The following is an 18,893-nucleotide window of genomic DNA, read 5'->3' as shown; positions in this document are numbered from 1 at the left end:
AGTATGCCTGCGACCATAGGGCGACGTGCGGACTTGGTCAAGACCAATGCCCGGTCGGAAGGGCGGCTTCCGGCGCCATCGGGTACGGTCGCCGATCATTGGCACGTATGCGTGGGGGTAGCACAGTGGAGCGGACGGCGAACCAGGTCACGGTGGTCACGGGCGGTGGCCGGGGCATCGGCGCGGCGGTGGCGCTGCGTCTGGCCCGTGCGGGGCACAGCGTGGGCATCGGCTACGAACAGTCGCGGGAAGCGGCCGAGAAGACTGCGGCCGCGGTGCGCGCCGAGGGCGTCCCATGCGTGGCGGTGCAGGCCGACACCAGCGTCGAGAGCGAGGTGGACGCCTTGTTCGACGCGGTGCGGGAGCAGCTCGGCCCGGTCACCGGCCTGGTCAACAATGCAGGGATCACCGGCCTGTTGGGGCGGTTCACCGAGACCCCGGTCGAGCGGATGCGGCGGGTGGTGGACGTGAACGTGATGGGTGCGCTGATCTGTGCCCGGCGCGCGGCGCTGGAGATGTCGACCCGGCACGGCGGTTCGGGCGGTGCCATCGTGAACATCTCCTCGTGCGCCGCCACGTTGGGCAGCCCCGGCGAGTACGTGCACTACGCGGCGAGCAAGGCGGCGGTGGACGCGATGACGATGGGCCTGTCCAAGGAGCTTGCCGAGGAGGGCATCCGGGTCAATTCGGTGCAGCCCGGGATGATTGTGACGGGCCTTCACGCCGCGATGGGCGACGAGCAGCGGCCCTGGCGCAAGGCCGGCTCCATACCGATGGGCCGCCCCGGGGAGCCGGAAGAGGTGTCCGGGGCGGTGGCCTGGCTGCTGTCGCCGGAGGCGTCGTACACCACGGGTGCGGTGCTGCGGGTCTCCGGGGGCCTGTGAGGCGTGGCGCTCCCCTCAAGGGGGGCGTTACGCGGCGACGCCCGTCAGCTTGCCGGGGTTGCGCATGAGGTAGATCTCCGCGATCCGCCCGTCCACGATGCCGAGGCTGCACACGGTGTCCGGCCGGCCCTGGGAGAGCACCACCAGGGCCGGGCCGCCGTTGACCTCGGTGAAGCGGAACTCCGCGTCGGGCACCGGCGTTTTGGCGACGGCGAGGAGGAAGCGCCCGATCTTGTCGGCGGTGTGCATGACGCGCAGCGGGCCCTTGGCCTTGCCGCCGCTGTCGCCGACCAGGCGCACGTCCGGGGCGAGGAGCGCCAGCAGGTCTTCCAGGCTGCCGCCGCCGGCGGCGGCCAGGAAGCGCTCGGTGAGGTCGCGCCGCGCGGCCGGGTCGACGTCGTAGCGCGGCTTGCGCTCCTCCACATGCTGCCGGGCGCGGCCGGCCAGTTGCCGTACGGCCGCCTCCGAGCGGTCGAGCGTCCCGGCGATCTCCGAGAAGGGGAAGCCGAAGGCCTCCCGCAGCACGAAGACCGCGCGCTCCAGCGGGGAGAGCGACTCCAGGACGACGAGGACGGCGAGGGAGACGGAGTCGGCGAGCACGGCCCGCTCGGCGGTGTCGGGCACGGCGTCGCCGAAGTCGGTCGCGATGGGCTCCGGCAGCCACGGCCCCACGTACGCCTCGCGCTGCGCCTGGACCCGGCGCAGCCGGTCGATGGCCAGCCGGGTGGTGATGCGCACCAGATAGCCGCGGGCATCGCGGACTTCGCCGCGGTCGGCGCCGGACCAGCGCAGCCAGGCCTCCTGGACGACGTCCTCCGCGTCGGCGAAGCGGCCGAGCATGCGGTAGGCGACGCCGGTGAGGGTGGAGCGGTGTTCCTCGAAGGCGTCGAGCGCGGTGTCGGGTGCGGTCACGGCTCCATCCCACCGGAGCCGGGCGGGGTTGTCCACGTGAACCGGGTCTCACCTGGCCTCCACCGCACCGGCCGCGGGTCTACCCAGCGGTAACCGTTGCTGACATCCTGTCTCGGTACGTCGCCCCACGGATGACGAGGAGTTCCCCATGGCCGATACGATCTCCGTCCCCGTCGAGACACCTTCGGGGGTGCGCAGCGTCGACGTGGTCCACGAGCGGCTGGGCAGCGGAGAGCCGCTGGTGCTGCTGCACGGCATCGGCCACCATCTCCAGGCGTGGGATCCGGTGGTGGGCATCCTCGCCGCCGAGCGGGACGTCATCACCGTCGACCTGCCGGGCTTCGGCCTCTCCCCCGCCCTGCCCGACGGCATCTCCTACGACCTGCGAGGGGTGATCCCGGTGCTCCGCGCGCTCTTCGAGGCGCTGGGCCTGGACCGGCCGCACGTCGTCGGCAACTCCCTCGGCGGGCTGCTGGCGCTGCAGCTCGGGCACGAGAAGCTCGTACGGTCCGTCACGGCGCTCTCCCCGGGCGGGTTCTGGACCGAGGCGGAGCGCCGGTACGCCTTCGCGATGCTGCAAGGGATGCGCCTCGGGGCGTTGTCCCTGTCGCCGCGGACGGTGACCCGGCTGGCCCGGACGGCGCCGGGACGGGCGGTGCTGGGCGGCACCATCTACGCGCGGCCCGGGCGCCGTTCACCGGACGCCATTGCCGCCGAGACCCGTGCGCTGCGCGAGGCGACGGGCTTCGAGGCCACGCTCGCCGCCGGGCAGCGCGGTGTGCTCTTCACTCACGACATCACGAACATCCCGGTGACCATCGCCTGGGGCACCAGAGACCGGATCCTGCTGCGACGCCAGGGCGTGCGCGCCAAGAAGGTGATCCCCGCCGCCCGGCTCGTCAGGCTGCCGGGCTGCGGGCACGTGCCGATGAACGACGACCCGGCGCTGGTGGCCCGGGTCATCCTCGACACCTCGCGCTGACGCCTGTCCGGCGCGGCGCTACCTCTTCGCCAGCGCCTGCTCATTCGACCACTCGCGCGTCGAGAGCACCAGGCGGTAGCCGTCGGGGTCTTCGACCGTGACACCCCAGGTGTCCCAGTAGGGGTTGTGGGCCGGGACCCGCTTGCCGCCGTGCTCCTCCAGGCGCGCGAGAAGCTCCTCGGGCACCTCCCCGGCGGTGTAGACGACGAGGAGGTCCTCGACGGTCGGCGCCGGCTGCGGGAACGGGCCCGCGGCGGTGACCAGTTCGAGGTGCCAGGAGGCGTCCGGCCAGCCCACCATCAGCAGGGAGTGCGCCTCCTCGGGCGGGGCGCCCTCCTCGGCCTCCTTCCGGAAGAGGACCGAGAGGCCGAGGCCGCGGGTCCAGAAACGTTCCGCTGCCGCGAGGTCGCGGGAGGGTCGGGCGATGCGCACATGAGCTCGGCCGTCGACGGGCACGGTGCCTCCTCTGTCCTTCGGGCCGCTCCCCCGCGACCTGTAACTGCCCACGACCGTACGCCCATCGGGCGACGACGGTGATGGCAGGGGCCACCGGGCCGCGAGGGGCGGATGTTCACCGTGCGTTCCCCTGCCGGGCATGTGGTGCCCGTAGGAATCGCGTGTCGTGGCGATGTCGGCACAGGAGGTCTCCCTCATGGAGAAGGCACATGGAACCGGTCAGGCACTCGGCAGACGGGCGGTGCTGCGGAGCTCCCTCGCCGTCGCGGGCGCGGCCGCCCTGCCGCCGCTCGCCGCGGCCGCACCGGCGCAGGCGCTGTCGGGCCGGCCGAGCGCCGACTGGGGCGTCCAGGCCGGTGACGTGACCACGTCCTCGGGTCTGGTGTGGGTGCGCTCCGACCGCAGGGCCCGGATGGTCGTGGAGACGTCGGCGACCGAGTCCTTCCGCACCGTGCACCGCTGGACCGGGCCGCTGGTCGGGCCGGAGACCGACTTCACCGGCCGCACCGCGCTGCGCGGCCTGCCGCCGGGCGAGGAGATCCACTACCGGGTGCTGCTCGCCGACCCCGACGACCCGCGGCGCACCGGACGGCCGGTGTACGGCACCTTCCGCACCGCCCCAGCGCTCCGCAAGGACGTGCGCTTCGTCTGGTCGGGCGACCTGGCGGGGCAGGGCTGGGGGATCAATCCGGACCGGGGCGGCTACCGCATCTTCGAGCAGATGCGCAGACTCGACCCGGACTTCTTCCTGTGCAGCGGCGACAACATCTACGCCGACAACCCCATCGCCCCCAGCGTCGTCCTCCCCGACGGCAGCACCTGGCGGAACGTCACCACCGAGGAGAAGTCCAAGGTCGCCGAGACGCTCGCGGAGTTCCGCGGCGCCTTCCGCTACAACCTGCTGGATGCCAACCTGCGGCGCTTCAACGCCCAGGTGCCGGCGATCGTCCAGTGGGACGACCACGAGGTGCACAACAACTGGTACCCGGGCCAGATCCTGGACGACGCCCGCTACGCCGAAAAGCGCGTCGACGTGCTGTCCGCGCGCTCCCTGCGGGCGTTCACCGAGTACTTCCCCGTCTCCACGCACCGCCCCGACGCCGACGGCCGGGTCTACCGCGTGCTGCGGCACGGTCCGCTGCTGGACGTCTTCGTGCTGGACATGCGCACCTACCGCAACGCCAACTCCCCCGGCCGGCAACCCGACGACACCCAGGGCATCCTGGGCGCACGCCAGCTGCGCTGGCTCAAGCGGCAGCTGTCGCGCTCGCGCGCGGTGTGGAAGGTGATCGCCGCCGACATGCCGCTGGGCCTGGTGGTCACGGACGGCCCGGTGAACTTCGAGGCGGTCGCGCAGGGCGACCCGGGCGCGCCGCTCGGCCGGGAGCTGCAGATCGCCGAGCTGCTGCGGCACATCAAGCACCGGCGGATCACGGGCACGGTGTGGCTGACGGCCGACGTGCACTACACCTCCGCGCAGCACTACGACCCCGCGCGGGCGGCGTTCAAGGACTTCGCGCCGTTCTGGGAATTCGTCTCGGGCCCGCTGAACGCGGGCGGCTTCCCAGCGGTGAAGCTGGACGGGACCTTCGGCCCCGAGCAGCCCTTCGTCCGGGCCCCGGCCACGGCCAACGTGCCGCCCGGCCAGGGCAGCCAGTTCTTCGGCGAGGTGGCCATCGACGCGGAGGGCGGCGAGCTGACCGTACGGCTGCGCGACGAGGACGGGGCGACGCTGTTCACCAAGGTGCTCCAACCGGGGCGCGTCGGACAGTGACGCCCCGGGCGCCCGGTGGGAGGGTGGATTGTTCCGGGTCGTCCCGAGTGGAGGTGCGGTGCTGTGGCCGAACAGGTGGATGTCGTCGTGATCGGCATGGGTCCCGGTGGCGAGCATGTGGCGGGACGGCTCGCCGATGCCGGGCTGCGGGTGCTGGGCGTGGAGGCGGAGCTCGTCGGCGGCGAGTGCCCGTACTGGGCCTGCGTGCCCAGCAAGATGATGATCCGCGCCGGGAACCTGCTGGCCGAGGCGCGACGCGTGCCGGGCATGGCGGGCTCGGTGCAGCTGACGCCCGACTGGGCGCCGGTGGCCGCCCGGATCCGGGACGAGGCCACCGACGACTGGAACGACCAGGTGGCCGCGGACCGCTTCACCGACAAGGGCGGCCTGCTGGCGCGCGGCCGGGGCCGGCTGGCCGGCCCGGGGCGGGTCGAGGTCGACGGCGAGCTGTACGAGGCGCGGCACGGCGTGGTGATCGCGACGGGCTCGAAGCCGCAGATCCCACCGGTGCCCGGTCTGGACGCCGTGCCCTACTGGACCAACCGGGACGCCATTGCCGCGAAGGAGGCGCCGGACTCGCTGCTGGTGCTGGGCGGCGGTGCGATCGGCGTGGAGCTGGCCCAGGCCTTCGGGCGCTTCGGGAGCCGGGTCACCGTGGTGGAGGCGATGGACGGCCTGGTTCCGGCGGAGGAACCGGAAGCGGGCGAGCTGCTGGCGGGGATCCTGCGCGACGAAGGCATCGACCTGCGCACGGGGGCACGGGCGACGCAGGTGCGGCACGAGGGCGACGTCTTCACGGTGGTCCTGGAGGACGGCACGGAGCTGACGGGCCATCAACTGCTGGTCGCCACCGGACGGCGCGCCGACTTCTCCGGTCTGGGCCTGGAGACCGTGGGCCTCGACCCCGCGGCGAAGGCCCTCAAGACCGACCGGCACCTGCTGGCGGCACCGGGGCTGTGGGCCGTGGGGGACGTGACCGGGCACGGGGCGTTCACCCATGTGGCCATGTACGAGGCCGAGATCGTGGCCCGGGCCGTGCTCGGCGAGCCGGGCCCGGGCTCCGACTACCGCGCCCTGCCGCGGGTGACCTTCACCGACCCGGAGATCGGCGCGGTGGGGCTCACCGAGCGGCAGGCCCGGGAGAAGGGCCTGCAGGTGCGCACCGGCCTGTCGAAGGTGCCGTCCTCCGCGCGCGGCTGGATCCACAAAGCGGGCAACGACGGCCTGGTCAAGCTGGTCGAGGACGCCGGCCGCGGCGTCCTGGTCGGGGCGACCACGGCCGGCCCCATGGGCGGCGAGGTCATGTACGGGCTGGCGGTGGCGGTCCAGGCCGAGGTGCCGGTGGAGGCGCTGCGGCACATGATCTACGCCTACCCCACCTTCCACCGCGGCGTGGAGGACGCCCTGGCGGATCTGCGGCACTGATAGACCGCGGCAAATCTCGCCATGAGCGAATGAATATGAACGAAACCGTCCTCAGGTAAACATCATGATAAATCGCCTACTGCGCGCAGAAGCGAACAGAAGTGTCCTTTACCCGTAGGACACAGGACGTTCGTGATCACGCAACACCGCTCGGCCAGGGTGGTGGCATGACTGACGAGAGCTTTGCGAAGACCTCCCGCCGGCACCGCCACCACTGGCGCCGGGACCTGGCGGAGCTGGCCGCGCTGTTCACGGCGGTCGCCGCGGCCGACTCGGTGGCCAACACGGTGGCGCACGGCCCCGACGGGCCCGTCCTCCTCGTCTCCTCGGCCGCCGCCCTGCTCGCCACTGCGGGCTTCCACATCTGGTGGTCCAGGCGCCGCGACCACGCACCCCCGCCGTCCGCCGCCGATGCTGCCACCCCCTCGCCCCGCACCGCGCGGCCGTGCGACGAGAGCACCCTGTGGCGGATGCGCACCACCGTCCGCGACGAGCCCGGCAGCCTGGCCGCGCTGTGCCTGTCACTCGCGGAGCGGGGCGTCGACATACTTGCCCTGCAGACCCACCCGCTGGCCGACGGCACGGTGGACGAGCTGCTCCTGCGCGCCCCGGCCGCGCTGGCCCCCGCCGAGCTGACCGGCGCCGCCGCGCAGGGCGGCGGCAGGCAGACCTGGCTGGAGCGCGCCGACGCCCACGACCTCGTGGACGCCCCCACCCGGGTGCTGAACCTCGCGACCCGCACCGCCCTGGACGCCGCCGAACTCCCCCTCGCCCTGCGGCAGCTCCTCGGCCGCTGCACGATCCGCTCCATACCCGCCCGCTCCCCGCACACCGGCGCCCCGTGCGAGCCCGTGCCCGAGAGCGGCGTATGGGAGGAGACGGTGCTGCGGCTGCGCGACCCCTCCGGCGGATCGATCACCATCGAGCGCCCGTACCTGCCCTTCACCCCCACCGAGTTCGCCCGCGCCCGTGCGCTCGTCGAGCTCGACACGCGGCTCGGCCCGCGCGTACCACTGCGCAGCGATGTGCTGACGCTGCCCGAAGGCAACGAGATCACCGTGCGCCGGGCGGGCCCCGACGACCTCGCCGCCGCCCGCGAGATGCACGAACGCTGCTCCACGGCCACCCTCACCCGGCGCTACCACGGCCCGGTCGGCGACGCCGACCGCTACCTCCGGCACCTGCTCACCCCCCGCTTCGGGCGCACCCTGGCGGCGTACACCGCCTCCGGCCGCCTCGTCGCCCTCGGCCACCTGCTGTGGGACGGCGACGAGACGGAGGTCGCGCTGCTCGTCGAGGACGAATGGCAGCGGCGCGGGGTCGGCGGAGAGCTGCTGGAACGGCTGACCGGCATGGCCCGCGAGGCCCGTTGCGAGAGCGTCTACGCCGTGACCACCGCCTCCAACACCGCGATGGTCGCCGCCATGCGGGCCCAGGGCCTGCCCCTGGACTACCAGGTCGAGGAAGGCACCCTCGTCATCACCGCCCGGCTGGCCCCACAGCCCATACCGTCCACCGCTGCGATGCGGCCCGGACACCACGTGTCGGACAGCTAACAGCCCCATCCCGCTGACGCGGCGTTCCTCGCGTACGAGGATGTCCGCATGCCGATCACCCATACGACCCCGCAGCTGCCCCGTCAGGTCGCCGACGCCTACGTCGACGCGTTCACCGAGCTCGACCCGATCACCGGCACCTACCTGGGGGTGGCGGACTGCGCGCGGCGGCTCCCCGACTTCTCGCCCGCCGGGCAGGAGGCCTTCGCCCGCCTCGACCGCACCACCCTGGAGCGGCTGGCCGAGGCGGAGAAGCAGCCGGGCGCCGACAGCGACGAGGAACGGCGCTGCGCCCGGCTGCTGCACGAGCGGCTGACCGCCCAACTCGCCGTCCACGAGGCGGCGGAGCACCTGCGGGCGGTCAGCAACCTCCACTCGCCGCTGCACGCGGTGCGCGAGGTGTTCACCATGATGCCCACCGAGACCGCCGAGGACTGGGCGGACATCGCCGGGCGGCTGCGGGCCGTGCCCGCGGCGCTCGACGGATACCGGGCCGCTCTCGCCGAGGGCCTGCGGCGCGGGCTGCCGGGCGGCCCCCGCCAGGCGGCCACGGTCATCGGACAGTTGAACACCTGGATCGGCACCGGAAACGGCTGGTTCGGCGAGCTCGTGGGTGAGGGCCCGCACGAGCTGCGCACCGAGCTGGACGCAGCAGCCGCGACCGCCACCGGCGGCCTCGCCGCACTGCGCGACTGGCTGCGCGACGTCTACGCCCCCGCGATCGCCGGGGCGAGCGAGGTCGTGGGGCGCGCGCGCTACGCCCGCTGGTCGCGCTACTGGAACGGCACGGACCTCGATCTGGACGAGGCGTACGCGTACGGCTGGTCGGAATACCACCGCCTGCTGGACGAGATGCGCCGGGAGGCCGAGAAGATCCTGCCCGGCGCGAAGACTCCCTGGGAGGCGCTGGCCCACCTGGACGTGCACGGCCGGCACATCGAAGGCGTGGAGGAGACGCGCGTCTGGCTCCAGGGGCTGATGGACGAGGCCGTCGAGGCTCTGGACGGCACGCACTTCGATCTGGCCGAGCGCGTCAAGCGCGTCGAGTCCCGCATCGCCCCGCCGGGCGGCGCGGCCGCCCCGTACTACAGCCAGCCGTCCGAGGACTTCTCCCGCCCCGGCCGCACCTGGCTGCCCACCATGGGCGAGACCCGCTTCCCCGAGTACGACCTGGTGTCGACCTGGTACCACGAGGGGGTGCCCGGTCACCACCTCCAGCTCGCGCAGTGGGTGCACGTCGCGGACCGGCTCTCCCGCTACCAGGCGACGATCGGCATGGTCAGCGCCAACGCCGAGGGCTGGGCGCTGTACGCGGAGAGGCTGATGGACGAGCTGGGCTTCCTCAGCGACCCCGAGCGGCGGCTGGGCTATCTGGACGCCCAGATGATGCGCTCCACGCGGGTGATCGTCGACATCGGCATGCACCTGGAGCTGGAGATCCCCGAGCACTCCCCCTTCCACCCGGGCGAGCGCTGGACGCCGGAGCTGGCGCAGGAGTTCTTCGGCCTGCACAGCGGCCGTCCGGCGGAGTTCGTGGAGAGCGAGCTGGTGCGCTACCTGGGCATGCCCGCGCAGGCCATCGGCTACAAGCTCGGCGAGCGCGCGTGGCTGACCGGCCGGGAGGCGGCGCGCAAGGCGCACGGGGCCGCCTTCGACACGAAGGCCTGGCACATGGCCGCGCTCTCGCAGGGCTCGCTGGGCCTGGACGACCTGGTGGCGGAGCTGTCGGCGCTGTGACGCGGGCGGGGTCGCGGGCGGTCCGGCCGCCCGCGGCCCCGCGGTTCAGCAGCCGCAGTCCTCGCCGTCGACGGGGGCCGTCAGCGGGTCCGGCGCGGTGCGGCGGCTGCCCTCCCACGTCTCGACCTCGTAGCCCTCGCGGATCCAGTACTCGATGCCGCCGAGCATCTCCTTGACGCGGTAGCCGAGCCGGGCCAGCGCCAGTGCCGCCCGGGTCGCGCCGTCGCAGCCCGGGCCCCAGCAGTAGACGACCACGGGCACGGCCGGGTCGAGGAACTCCTCCGCCAGCTGCGGAATGTCCGCGGTCGGCAGATGGACGGCGCCGGGGACGTGCCCCTGGTCCCAGGACGGGGTGGAGCGGGAGTCGACGACCACGAAGTCCGCGGCGCCCGCCGCCAGGGCCGCGTGGACGTCGGCGACGTCGGTGTGGAAGGCCAGCCGGGCGGCGAAGTAGGCCGCGGCGGCGTCGGGTTCGGCGGGCGGCACGGCCAGGACGCGGCTTGCGGCGGCCAGGGGCGAGGCGGTGGGAAGTGCAGTGGTCATGGCGTAAAACCTACTGACCATGATCACTTCAGTGAACGGTCAATCCCCGGCAAAAGCACTGTTCGGCCAGGGTTTTCCTTGCTAGACATCTTCTATGACCGGCTATTCCCCCGACGCCACCGACTGGCGCATACTCGACGCCCTCCAGCTCAACGGCCGTGCGGGCTACGCCGAGTTGGCGCGGGCTGTGAACATGTCCTCCAGCGCCGTGACCGAACGAGTCAGGCGCCTCGAAGAAGCGGGCGTCATCGGCGGCTACACCGCCGTGGTGGACCCCGAGAAGCTGGGCCTGCCGGTCCTCGCGTTCGTCCGGCTGCGCTATCCACACGGGAACTACAAGCCGTTCCACGACCTGCTGGAGACGACGCAGGAGATCCTGGAGGCGCACCACGTCACGGGCGACGACTGCTTCGTGATCAAGGTCGCCGCCCGGTCCATGCGCCACCTGGAGGAGATCGCGGGCCGCATCGGCGCGCTCGGCTCTGTGACGACGTCCGTCGTCTACTCCTCTCCCCTGGCGCGCCGCCCGCTCAGTCGCTGACCCCCGCCGTCCGGTGCCGGACGGCCGAGCCCGACCGGCCCTTGACCACCTCCAGCTGCGCCGGGATGCGGCGCCGCAGATCGGCCACGTGGCTGACGATGCCGACCGAGCGATCCCGCTCGCGCAGCGAGTCCAGCACGTCCAGGACCTCGTCCAGCGTCTGCTCGTCGAGGCTGCCGAACCCCTCGTCGATGAAGAGCGTGTCGAGCCGGGTGCCGCCCGCCTCCTCCGTGACCACGTCGGCGAGGCCGAGCGCCAGCGAGAGGGAGGCGAAGAAGGTCTCGCCGCCGGAGAGCGTCGCGGTGTCCCGCTCGCTGCCCGTCCAGGCGTCGATCACGTGCAGGCCCAGACCCGAGCGGCCGCGCCCGCCGGTCCTGGCGTCGGAGTGCACCAGGGTGTACCGCCCGGCCGACATGCGCTGGAGCCTGGCCGTCGCGGCCGCCGCGACCTGCTCCAGCCGGGCCGCGAGCACGTACGACTCCAGGCGCATCTTGCGTTCGTTGCGGGCGGACGTCCCGGCGGCGAGCAGGGCCAGGCCCGCCACCCGGTGGTGCTCCTCGCGCAGCGGGGCGAGCCGACGGGCGTCGGCGAGGGCCTGTGCGGAGAGCCGGTCCAGCTCCTGGCAGCGGGTGCGGGCTGCCGCCTCCCGGGCCGATGCCTCGCGCAGCCGCGCCGTCGCAGCCTCGGCGGCGGCCGCGGCCGCCTGCGGGTCGGCCGGAGGCAGCTCGGCCGCCTCCGCCGTCGCCACGTCGGCCAGCTCGGCGGCGACGGCGGCCTCCTCGCGCTGCCACCGGTCCAGCCACTGCCGCAGCTCGCGCCGCCGCACGTCCTCCAGCATCGCCTCGGCGGCATGCCGGGGGGTGTCGAAACCGGCGCGGTAGGAGGCGTCGGCGAGGCGTGCGTCGGCCTCCTTGAGCCGGTCCGCCGTGCTCTCGGCCGCCCGGACGGCCTCGGCCGCCTCCGCCAGCCGCGCCAGCTGCTCCTCCAGCGCCACCGCCCGCCCGGCCACGCTCTGCGCTCCGCCGCGCGCCCGGGCCAGCTCCTCCCGCAGCGCGTGCATTTCCCGCTCGAGGTCTTCGCGGTGCGAGGTACGGGCGGCCGTGCGCTCGCGCGCCGACTGCTGTGCGCCGCGCCGCCGCTCGTACTCGCCCTCGGCGCTCTCCAGCGCCTCGCGGGCGGCATGCACCCCGGCGCCCGCCGCGCGGGCCCCGGCGAAGGAGCGCCGGATCTCCTCGGCGGCCTCGGCCAGTTCGGCGACGCCCGCCGTGCCCGCGGCGGCCGTGGCGGCCGCGAGGGCCTCGCGCAGGGACTGCAGCCCGTGGTCCGCCTCCTCCCGCGCCCCGTCGGCCCGCCGGGAGGCGGCCAGGGCGGCATCCTCGGCTGCGCGGTCCACCTGGTCGGCGCCCGCCCGAGCCGGATCGGGGTGCTCGGTGGCGCCGCAGACCGCACAGGGCGCGCCGGGCTCCAATCCCGCCGCCAGCTCGGCGGCGATGCCGCGCAGGCGGCGGTCCTTGAGCTCCAGCCAGTGCTCGCGGGCGGCGGCCGCCGCCTCGCGGGCCGCCAGCAGGCGGGCCTCGGCCGCCTCGGCCCGGCGGGTGAGATCCTCGCGCTGTCGGGCGGCTTCGAGCCGCTGCCGCGCCGGTTCGATCCGCTCGCCGAGCCGGTCGGCGCGGGCCGCCGCCCCCTGCGCGTCCTCGACGCGCTGCCGCAGCGACTGGCGGGTGGCCTCCCAGGAGGCGAGCCAGTCGGCGCACTCGACGAGGATCTCCTCATCGGCGAGGGCCTCGCGCTCCAGGCGGGCGGTCTCGGCGGCGATCTCGCCGGCCCGGCGCTCGGCACGCCGTGCGGCGGCCAGCGACCCCAGCTCCTCGGTCAGCTGCCGCTCCAGGGCGGACAGTTGCCCGCCACCCGCCTCGCGGTGCTCACCGGCCAGCAGCCCGCGGGCCCGGCGCTCGGCGGCGCCCGCCGCGCGGTGGGCGCGCTCGGCTTCCTCGCGCAGCTCCAGGGCGGGGGCGACGGCCTCGGCGGCGCGGGCCCGCTCCAGACGCTCATGCGTCTCGTCGCGCTCGGCGCGCCGCTCCTGCAGGGCCGACGCGCGCTGCCGCGCGGTGGCGTGCCGGTGCTGGAGGCGGGCCAGCTCCCGGGCCTCCTCGGCGCGCTGCTGCGCGCGGCGGTGGGTGTGCTCGGCGGCGCGGACGGCGGCCTCGGCGATCTCGCGGCGCTCGCGCGCGTTCGCCCGGGCCAGCGCCGCCCATTCCAGGACGGCCTCGGCGAGCCCGGCGTCGCCCGGCGCCAGCACGGGCCCGGCGGCGCGGGCACCGGAACGGGCGGGCTCGGCGCCCGCCGTGGCCGGCGCCGGTGTGCCCATCTCCGGCAGCGACGGGTCCGCCGCCGCCTGGCCCATCCGGTGGCCCAGCGCGAGCAGCCGCTCGTCTCCGGTGCGGACCCGCGCTTCGGCCGCGCGGCGCAGCTCCGCGAGGCGGTCCTCCACGGCGGCGAAGCGGCCCGTGTCGAAGAGCTTGCCGAGCAGCTTGCCGCGGGCGGTGTCCTCGGCGCGCAGGAAGCGGGCGAAGTCGCCCTGGGGCAACAGGACGACCTGGCAGAACTGCTCCCGGCTCATGCCGAGGAGCTGCCCGATCTCCTCGCCGATCTCCTGATGCGAGCGGCTGAGCCCCTTCCACTCGCCGTCGGGCCTGCGCTCGCGCAGGGCGCTGTGGGCCTTCTCGCGGGTGTAGCCGCTGCCCTTCTTCTTGGGGCGCAGCTGCTCCGGCCGCCGCGTGATCTCCAGCCGCCGTCCGCCGACGGTCATGTCGAGCACGACTTCGGTCGGGGTGTGCGGTGCGGCGTGGTCGCTGCGCAGGGTCAGGCCGCTGCCCTGGCGGGCACCGGGGACGCCGCCGTAGAGGGCGTAGCAGACCGCGTCGAGGACGGAGGTCTTGCCGGCGCCGGTGGGGCCGTGCAGCAGGAAGAGCCCGGCTGCGGAGAGCTCGTCGAAATCGACGCGCTGGGTGCCTCCGAACGGGCCGAAGGCGGTGACGTCGAGCCGGTGCAGCCTCATCGGGCGACCTCGCCGGCGGTCTCGTCCAGCCGTACGGAGTCGAGCGCGGTGGTGAGCACGGCGCGCTCGGCCTCGTCGGCGCCCTGGCCTCCGCGGACGTGTGCCACGAAGTCCTCGGTGATCTGCCGGTCGCTGCGGCCGTGCAGCCGCTGGGCGTAGGAGGCGAGCGGATCGCCCGGGGGCCGGTCCGGCTCGAAGAGGAGGCTGAGGGTGTGCGGGAAGCGGCGGGTGAGCCGGGCCATGGGCTCGGGCGGGCGGACCGGGTCGGTGAGGGTGGCTTCGACCCACGCCTCCTCGTGCCGGTCGAGGCCCGGGTCGTCGAGGAGCTCCTCCAGGCGCCCGCGGATGCGGGCGAGGGGGCGGGGCACGGGGCAGTCGACGCGCTCGGCGGTCACCGTGCCGTCGGCATCGAGGTCGACCAGCCACATGGTCTTGCGGTGGTCCGCCTCGGAGAAGGAGTAGGCGAGCGGGGAGCCGGAGTAGCAGATGCGGTCGGTGATGGTCTGGCAGCCGTGGAGGTGGCCGAGCGCGGTGTAGTGCACGCCGTGGAAGACCTCGGCGGGGACGGAGGCGACACCGCCGACCGTGATGTCCCGCTCGCTGTCGCTGGTGGCGCCGCCGGCGACGAAGGCGTGGGCGAGCACCACGGAGCGGGTGCCGGCCGGGCGGGCGGCGAGGTCGGCGCGCACGCGCTCCATGGCGGCTTGGAGCACGGCGGTGTGGCCGGGCCCGGCGGCCTCCAGTTCCTCGCGGACGAGGGCGGGTTCGAGGTAGGGCAGGCCGTAGAAGGCGACGTCACCATGGGCGTCGGCGAGGACGACGGGGGTGCCGCAGGCCGCGGGGTCGGTGCGCAGGTGTATCCCGGCGCGGCCGATGAGACCCGCTCCCACGCCCAGGCGGCGGGCGGAGTCGTGGTTGCCGGAGATCATGACGGTGGGCACGCCGAGCTCCGCGAGGCGGTGGAGGGCGTCGTCGAAGAGCTCAACGGCGGCGAGCGGGGGCACCGCCCGGTCGTAGACGTCTCCGGCGACGAGCACGGCGTCGGCCTGCCGCTCGCGGACGGTCTGCACGAGGTGGTCGATGAACTCCCGCTGGGCGTGCAGGAGGCTCACCCGGTGGAAGGATCGCCCCAGGTGCCAGTCCGAGGTGTGCAGCAGTCGCATGGTCCACGACTGTATCCGGGGGGACTGACATCGCGGTCCGCCGCTGCGGATCCGCCGTGCTCAGGCGTCTCCGTACGCCTCGCCTCCGAGCTCGAAGAGCGCCGTGCCGGCGGTGCTGTCGGCGAGCCAGGCCCGGAAGGACTCGACCTCCGTTTCGGGCAGCCCGATGTCGATCCGCACGCCCGCTCCGTAGGTGACCTCCCGCACATCGCGGCCGGTCGCCCGCAGTTCGTTCTCCAGCTTTCCCGCGCGCTGGTGGTCGACGGTGACCGTGGCCAGCCGGAAGCGCCTGCGGGTGACGGTGCCGAGGGTGTCGAGCGCCTCGCCGACCACGCCGCCGTAGGCGCGGATGAGGCCGCCCGCGCCGAGCTTGATCCCGCCGAAGTAGCGGGTGACGACGGCGACGACGTACCGCATCTCGCGGCGGACGAGCATCTGCAGCATGGGCACGCCCGCGGTGCCGCCGGGCTCGCCGTCGTCGCTCGCCTTCTGGACGGAGCCGTCGGCACCGATCACGTACGCCCAGCAGTGGTGCCGGGCGGCGGGGTGCTCCTTGCGGATGCGGGCGATGAAGGCCTGGGCCTCTTCTTCGGTCGCGGCGGGCGCGAGCGCGCAGATGAAGCGCGACTTGCTGATCTCGATGTCGTGCACGCCTTCGCGCGCGACCGTCCGGTACTCGTCGGGCATCCCGCCAGCCTAGTTCCTTCGCTTTTCCCGCCGTCCCGCCAGGCTGCGGGAATGGTCTTGTGCGGCCGGTCGTTGAGCGGGCATGTACGCAGAAGCGGGGATCATCCGGAAGATCATCGAAGGCACGGGCGACACCTGGGCGGTCGTCGGCCTGTCGTCCAACGAGCGGCGTGCGGCCTACGGCGTCGCCGATGTGCTCCAGCGGTACGGCAAGCGCATCGTGCCGGTGCACCCCAAGACCGAGACGGTGCACGGCGAGCAGGGCTATGCGTCGCTGTCCGACATCCCCTTCCCCGTCGACGTGGTGGACGTCTTCGTCCGGTCCGAGTTCGCGGGCGCCGTCGCCGACGAGGCGGTTGCCATCGGTGCGAAGGCCGTCTGGTTCCAGCTGGGCGTGATCGACGAGGAGGCGTACGAACGCACGCGTGCGGCGGGCCTGCTGATGGTCATGGACCGCTGCCCGGCGATCGAGATCCCGCGGCTGGGCTGAGGCCGGGCGCATGTCCCGTGGCGGGCGTGCGCTAGCTTCGCAGCATGATCATGACACGCTTTGCCCGCCCCGAGGACGCGGCCGAGATCGTCCGGTTGCGCCGTGCGATGTTCGCCGCGATGGACGGTCACGACTCTCCGGGGCCGTGGGAGCGCGACGCGGAAGAGGCGTTCCTGCGGCAGCTCTCCGTGGCGGGTCCGGGCCTGGGGGCGTTCGTCGTGGACGGCGACCCCGGCCCCGGCCGTCCGCATCTGGCGGCGTGCGCGGTGGGACGCATCGAGGAGCGGCTGCCGGCTCCCGGGCATGCGCTGGGCCGCTTCGGGTTCGTCTTCAACGTGTGCACCGACGCCCGCTACCGGGGCCGGGGCTTCGCCCGGTCGACGACCGAGGCGCTGCTCGACTGGTTCGCCGACCAGGGCGTCACGCGCGTGGACCTGCATGCGACGCCCGACGCCGAACACCTCTACCGCAGCCTGGGGTTCGCGGAGCACTCGGTCCCGCTGTCGCTGGACGTGTCGCGGCGGGCCTGACGCTCCGTCCCGTCCGCCGCCGTCTCAGCGGGCGGGCGGGACGGCCACGGCCATCGTCATCTCGACGGCCTCGGACCCCTTGTTGCGGTAGGCGTGCGGGACGTTCGCCTCGAAGGTCGCCGACGTCCCCGCCGGGACGTCGTACTCCTCCCCGTCCACGACGAGCGTGAGCCGGCCGGCCGTCACCCGCAGCAGCTCGATCGTGCCGGCGGGGTGCGCGTCGGAGTCGCTGCTGTCGCCAGGGACGATGCGCCAGTCCCACAGCTCCAGCGGGCCGCGCGCCTCGGTGCCCACGAGCAGCGAGGTGTGACTGCCCGCCTCGGTGGACCACATGCGCACCACCTGTTCCTCCGGTACGAGCCGGACGCGGGCGCCCTGTTCGTAGTCGAGCAGGGTGGTGATGCTGACGCCGAGCGCGTCCGCCAGCTTGACCGTGGTGCCGACGCTGGGGTTGGTACGGGCCTGCTCGATCTGGATGATCATGCCGCGGCTGACCCCGGAGCGGGCCGCGAGCGCGTCGAGGGTGAAGTTCCGCTCGCCGCGCCAGCGCTTGAGGTTGCGGGCGAGTGACTGGGTGAGCTGGTCAAGGTCCGTCACGGTCCCGTCCATCCAATATATTGATTCAGAAAGTCGAACAACTTGCACTACGGTGTGGTGGACTCCACTGTTCATCTCACTGTACTGCGAGGTCCCTCCCATGACGCCCGTCTTCGCCCTGGCCACCAGTCTCATGTGGGGGCTGGCCGACTTCGGCGGCGGACTGCTCACCCGGCGCATGCCCGCCCTGACCGTCGTCCTCGTCTCGCAGCTGCTGGCCGTCGGCGCGCTGGGCACGATCGTCGTCGCGACCGGTGGCTGGTCCGAGGCCGGGCCGCAGCTGTGGTGGGCGGTGGCGGCGGGCGTGGTGGGCCCCGCGGCCATGCTCGCCTTCTACCGTGCGCTGGCCCTCGGCCCGATGGGCGTCGTCTCCCCGCTGGGCGCGCTCGGCGGCGTCGCCGTGCCGGTCGGCGTCGGCCTGGTGCTGGGCGAGCGGCCGGGGCTGCTGCAGTTCGCGGGCATCGCGGTGGCCGTCGCCGGGGTCGTCCTCGCCAGCGGGCCGGGGCTCGGCGGTGCGCCCGTACAGCGCCAGACGCTCGTGCTCACGCTCGTCGCCGCCTTCGGCTTCGGCTCGGTGATGGCCCTGATCGCCGAGGCCTCGCACACGCTGACCGGGCTGTTCCTCGCCCTGTTCGTGCAGCGGCTGTGCAATGTCGTGGTGGGCGGGGGCGCCCTGTGGCTGTCCGCGCGCCGCGGGACGGCGGCGCTGCCCGCCGGGGGCTGGAGCGCGCTGCGGGCGGCACTTCCCGCCCTCGCCTTCGTCGGCCTTGCGGACGTCGCCGCCAACGGCACCTACAGCGTGGCCGCCCACCACGGCCCGGTGACCGTCGCGGCCGTCCTCGCCTCGCTCTACCCGGTGGTGACCGCGCTCGCCGCCCGCGGGGTGCTGCGTGAGAGGCTGCGCACGGTACAGGCCGCGGGGGCGGGGCTGGCCCTGGTGGGGACCGTACTGCTCGCCACGGGCTGACGCCCGCGCGGCCGCGGTCGGACGCAGAGCGAGGAGCGGGAAAGCAATGGCTGAGCGATCGTTGATTGCCGGGGTGGGCGGGCAGCAGCCGCAGGTCGACCCGCAGGCGTTCACCGCGCCGACGTCGGTGGTCCTGGGCGATGTCACGCTGGCCGCCGGATCGAGCGTCTGGTACCACGCCGTCCTGCGCGCGGACTGCGGCCCCATCGTCCTCGGCGCCGACAGCAACATCCAGGACAACTGCACCGTGCACGTGGACCCGGGCTTTCCGGTCACCGTCGGAGAGCGGGTGACGGTCGGGCACAACGCCGTGCTGCACGGCTGCACCGTCGAGGACGACGTGCTGGTCGGCATGGGGGCGACCGTGCTCAACGGCGCGCACATCGGTGCCGGCTCCCTCGTCGCGGCCCAGGCCCTGGTGCCGCAGGGGATGCAGATTCCGCCCGGCTCCCTGGTCGCCGGGGTGCCCGCCAAGGTCAAGCGGGCCCTGACGGACGAGGAGCGCGAGCATATCCGGATCAACGCCGCGATGTACCTGGAGCTGGCCAAGACGCACCGGGAGGCGGCGGAGGACCTCCCGGACTAGGGCGT

The 18,893-nt window shown here is 73.8% G+C and carries 18 protein-coding genes; 11 read left to right on the top strand and 7 right to left on the bottom strand.

The window, feature by feature from the left end:
• The first annotated feature begins 107 nt into the window (after positions 1 to 107).
• The gene (locus FHS39_RS11630; RefSeq protein WP_184349197.1) at positions 108 to 884 is read left to right on the top strand and encodes an SDR family oxidoreductase; all 777 of its coding nucleotides are present in this window, start codon (positions 108 to 110) and stop codon (positions 882 to 884) included.
• Between the two features lie 27 nt (positions 885 to 911).
• On the opposite strand, the gene sigJ is transcribed toward FHS39_RS11630, so the two are convergent.
• The gene (gene sigJ / locus FHS39_RS11625; protein ID WP_184349196.1) at positions 912 to 1,796 is read right to left on the bottom strand and encodes an RNA polymerase sigma factor SigJ; all 885 of its coding nucleotides are present in this window, start codon (positions 1,794 to 1,796) and stop codon (positions 912 to 914) included.
• A 148-nt stretch (positions 1,797 to 1,944) separates the two neighbouring features.
• Here sigJ and FHS39_RS11620 point away from each other — a divergent pair, with 148 nt between their 5' ends.
• Positions 1,945 to 2,778, top strand: coding sequence for an alpha/beta fold hydrolase (locus FHS39_RS11620; RefSeq protein ID WP_184349195.1), 834 nt, complete (start codon positions 1,945 to 1,947; stop codon positions 2,776 to 2,778).
• A gap of 18 nt (positions 2,779 to 2,796) precedes the next feature.
• On the opposite strand, the gene FHS39_RS11615 is transcribed toward FHS39_RS11620, so the two are convergent.
• Positions 2,797 to 3,234, bottom strand: a complete 438-nt coding sequence (locus FHS39_RS11615) for a VOC family protein (RefSeq protein ID WP_184349194.1) — start codon at positions 3,232 to 3,234, stop codon at positions 2,797 to 2,799.
• Between the two features lie 196 nt (positions 3,235 to 3,430).
• On the opposite strand from FHS39_RS11615, the gene FHS39_RS11610 reads away from it, so the two are divergent.
• The 4 genes from FHS39_RS11610 (at position 3,431) to FHS39_RS11595 (ending at position 9,726) form a co-directional block, all read left to right on the top strand.
• Complete coding sequence (locus tag FHS39_RS11610) at positions 3,431 to 5,008, top strand: alkaline phosphatase D family protein (protein WP_184349193.1); 1,578 nt, start codon at positions 3,431 to 3,433, stop codon at positions 5,006 to 5,008.
• A gap of 63 nt (positions 5,009 to 5,071) precedes the next feature.
• On the top strand, positions 5,072 to 6,433 hold the full coding sequence (locus tag FHS39_RS11605; protein WP_184349192.1) for an FAD-dependent oxidoreductase: 1,362 nt from the start codon (positions 5,072 to 5,074) through the stop codon (positions 6,431 to 6,433).
• A 167-nt stretch (positions 6,434 to 6,600) separates the two neighbouring features.
• Positions 6,601 to 7,989 (top strand): GNAT family N-acetyltransferase, encoded by a 1,389-nt coding sequence (locus tag FHS39_RS11600; RefSeq protein WP_184349191.1) that lies wholly within the window; start codon positions 6,601 to 6,603, stop codon positions 7,987 to 7,989.
• A gap of 48 nt (positions 7,990 to 8,037) precedes the next feature.
• Positions 8,038 to 9,726: a DUF885 domain-containing protein gene (locus tag FHS39_RS11595; RefSeq protein ID WP_184349190.1), complete on the top strand. Its 1,689-nt coding sequence runs from the start codon at positions 8,038 to 8,040 to the stop codon at positions 9,724 to 9,726.
• A 45-nt stretch (positions 9,727 to 9,771) separates the two neighbouring features.
• Here the strand turns inward: FHS39_RS11595 and FHS39_RS11590 are convergent, their stop codons facing one another.
• Positions 9,772 to 10,269 carry a rhodanese-like domain-containing protein gene (locus tag FHS39_RS11590; protein WP_184349189.1) on the bottom strand — a complete coding sequence of 166 codons (498 nt, stop codon included), beginning with the start codon at positions 10,267 to 10,269 and terminating at the stop codon, positions 9,772 to 9,774.
• Between the two features lie 94 nt (positions 10,270 to 10,363).
• Between FHS39_RS11590 and FHS39_RS11585 the strand changes: the two genes are divergently transcribed.
• The gene (locus tag FHS39_RS11585) at positions 10,364 to 10,810 is read left to right on the top strand and encodes an Lrp/AsnC family transcriptional regulator (protein ID WP_184349188.1); all 447 of its coding nucleotides are present in this window, start codon (positions 10,364 to 10,366) and stop codon (positions 10,808 to 10,810) included.
• On the opposite strand, the gene FHS39_RS11580 is transcribed toward FHS39_RS11585, so the two are convergent.
• The 3 genes from FHS39_RS11580 to FHS39_RS11570 are packed head-to-tail and all read right to left on the bottom strand — an operon-like array spanning position 10,800 to position 15,718.
• On the bottom strand, positions 10,800 to 13,868 hold the full coding sequence (locus FHS39_RS11580; RefSeq protein WP_184349187.1) for an AAA family ATPase: 3,069 nt from the start codon (positions 13,866 to 13,868) through the stop codon (positions 10,800 to 10,802). The genes FHS39_RS11585 and FHS39_RS11580 overlap by 11 nt on opposite strands.
• On the bottom strand, positions 13,865 to 15,031 hold the full coding sequence (locus FHS39_RS11575) for an exonuclease SbcCD subunit D (protein ID WP_184349186.1): 1,167 nt from the start codon (positions 15,029 to 15,031) through the stop codon (positions 13,865 to 13,867). Before FHS39_RS11575 ends, FHS39_RS11580 begins: the two co-directional genes overlap by 4 nt.
• 60 nt (positions 15,032 to 15,091) lie before the next feature.
• Positions 15,092 to 15,718: a YigZ family protein gene (locus tag FHS39_RS11570; protein ID WP_184349185.1), complete on the bottom strand. Its 627-nt coding sequence runs from the start codon at positions 15,716 to 15,718 to the stop codon at positions 15,092 to 15,094.
• A gap of 82 nt (positions 15,719 to 15,800) precedes the next feature.
• Between FHS39_RS11570 and FHS39_RS11565 the strand changes: the two genes are divergently transcribed.
• Both FHS39_RS11565 and FHS39_RS11560 read left to right on the top strand, forming a co-directional pair.
• The gene (locus FHS39_RS11565) at positions 15,801 to 16,208 is read left to right on the top strand and encodes a CoA-binding protein (RefSeq protein WP_184349184.1); all 408 of its coding nucleotides are present in this window, start codon (positions 15,801 to 15,803) and stop codon (positions 16,206 to 16,208) included.
• A 44-nt stretch (positions 16,209 to 16,252) separates the two neighbouring features.
• A complete protein-coding gene (locus tag FHS39_RS11560; protein ID WP_184349183.1) occupies positions 16,253 to 16,738 on the top strand; it encodes a GNAT family N-acetyltransferase in 486 nt (161 codons plus the stop codon).
• 24 nt (positions 16,739 to 16,762) lie between these two features.
• On the opposite strand, the gene FHS39_RS11555 is transcribed toward FHS39_RS11560, so the two are convergent.
• Positions 16,763 to 17,335 (bottom strand): cupin domain-containing protein, encoded by a 573-nt coding sequence (locus FHS39_RS11555; RefSeq protein ID WP_184349182.1) that lies wholly within the window; start codon positions 17,333 to 17,335, stop codon positions 16,763 to 16,765.
• Between the two features lie 100 nt (positions 17,336 to 17,435).
• Here FHS39_RS11555 and FHS39_RS11550 point away from each other — a divergent pair, with 100 nt between their 5' ends.
• Entirely contained in the window at positions 17,436 to 18,302 is an 867-nt protein-coding gene (locus FHS39_RS11550; RefSeq protein ID WP_184349181.1) for an EamA family transporter, read from the top strand.
• Positions 18,303 to 18,348: 46 nt separating this feature from the next.
• Positions 18,349 to 18,888, top strand: coding sequence for a gamma carbonic anhydrase family protein (locus FHS39_RS11545; protein WP_184349180.1), 540 nt, complete (start codon positions 18,349 to 18,351; stop codon positions 18,886 to 18,888).
• Positions 18,889 to 18,893: the final 5 nt, after the last annotated feature.

Origin of the sequence: Streptomyces olivoverticillatus (assembly GCF_014203555.1) — a bacterium.
In the GTDB taxonomy this organism is placed as follows: domain Bacteria; phylum Actinomycetota; class Actinomycetes; order Streptomycetales; family Streptomycetaceae; genus Streptomyces; species Streptomyces olivoverticillatus.
This window is presented reverse-complemented; position numbering and strand designations above follow the sequence as displayed.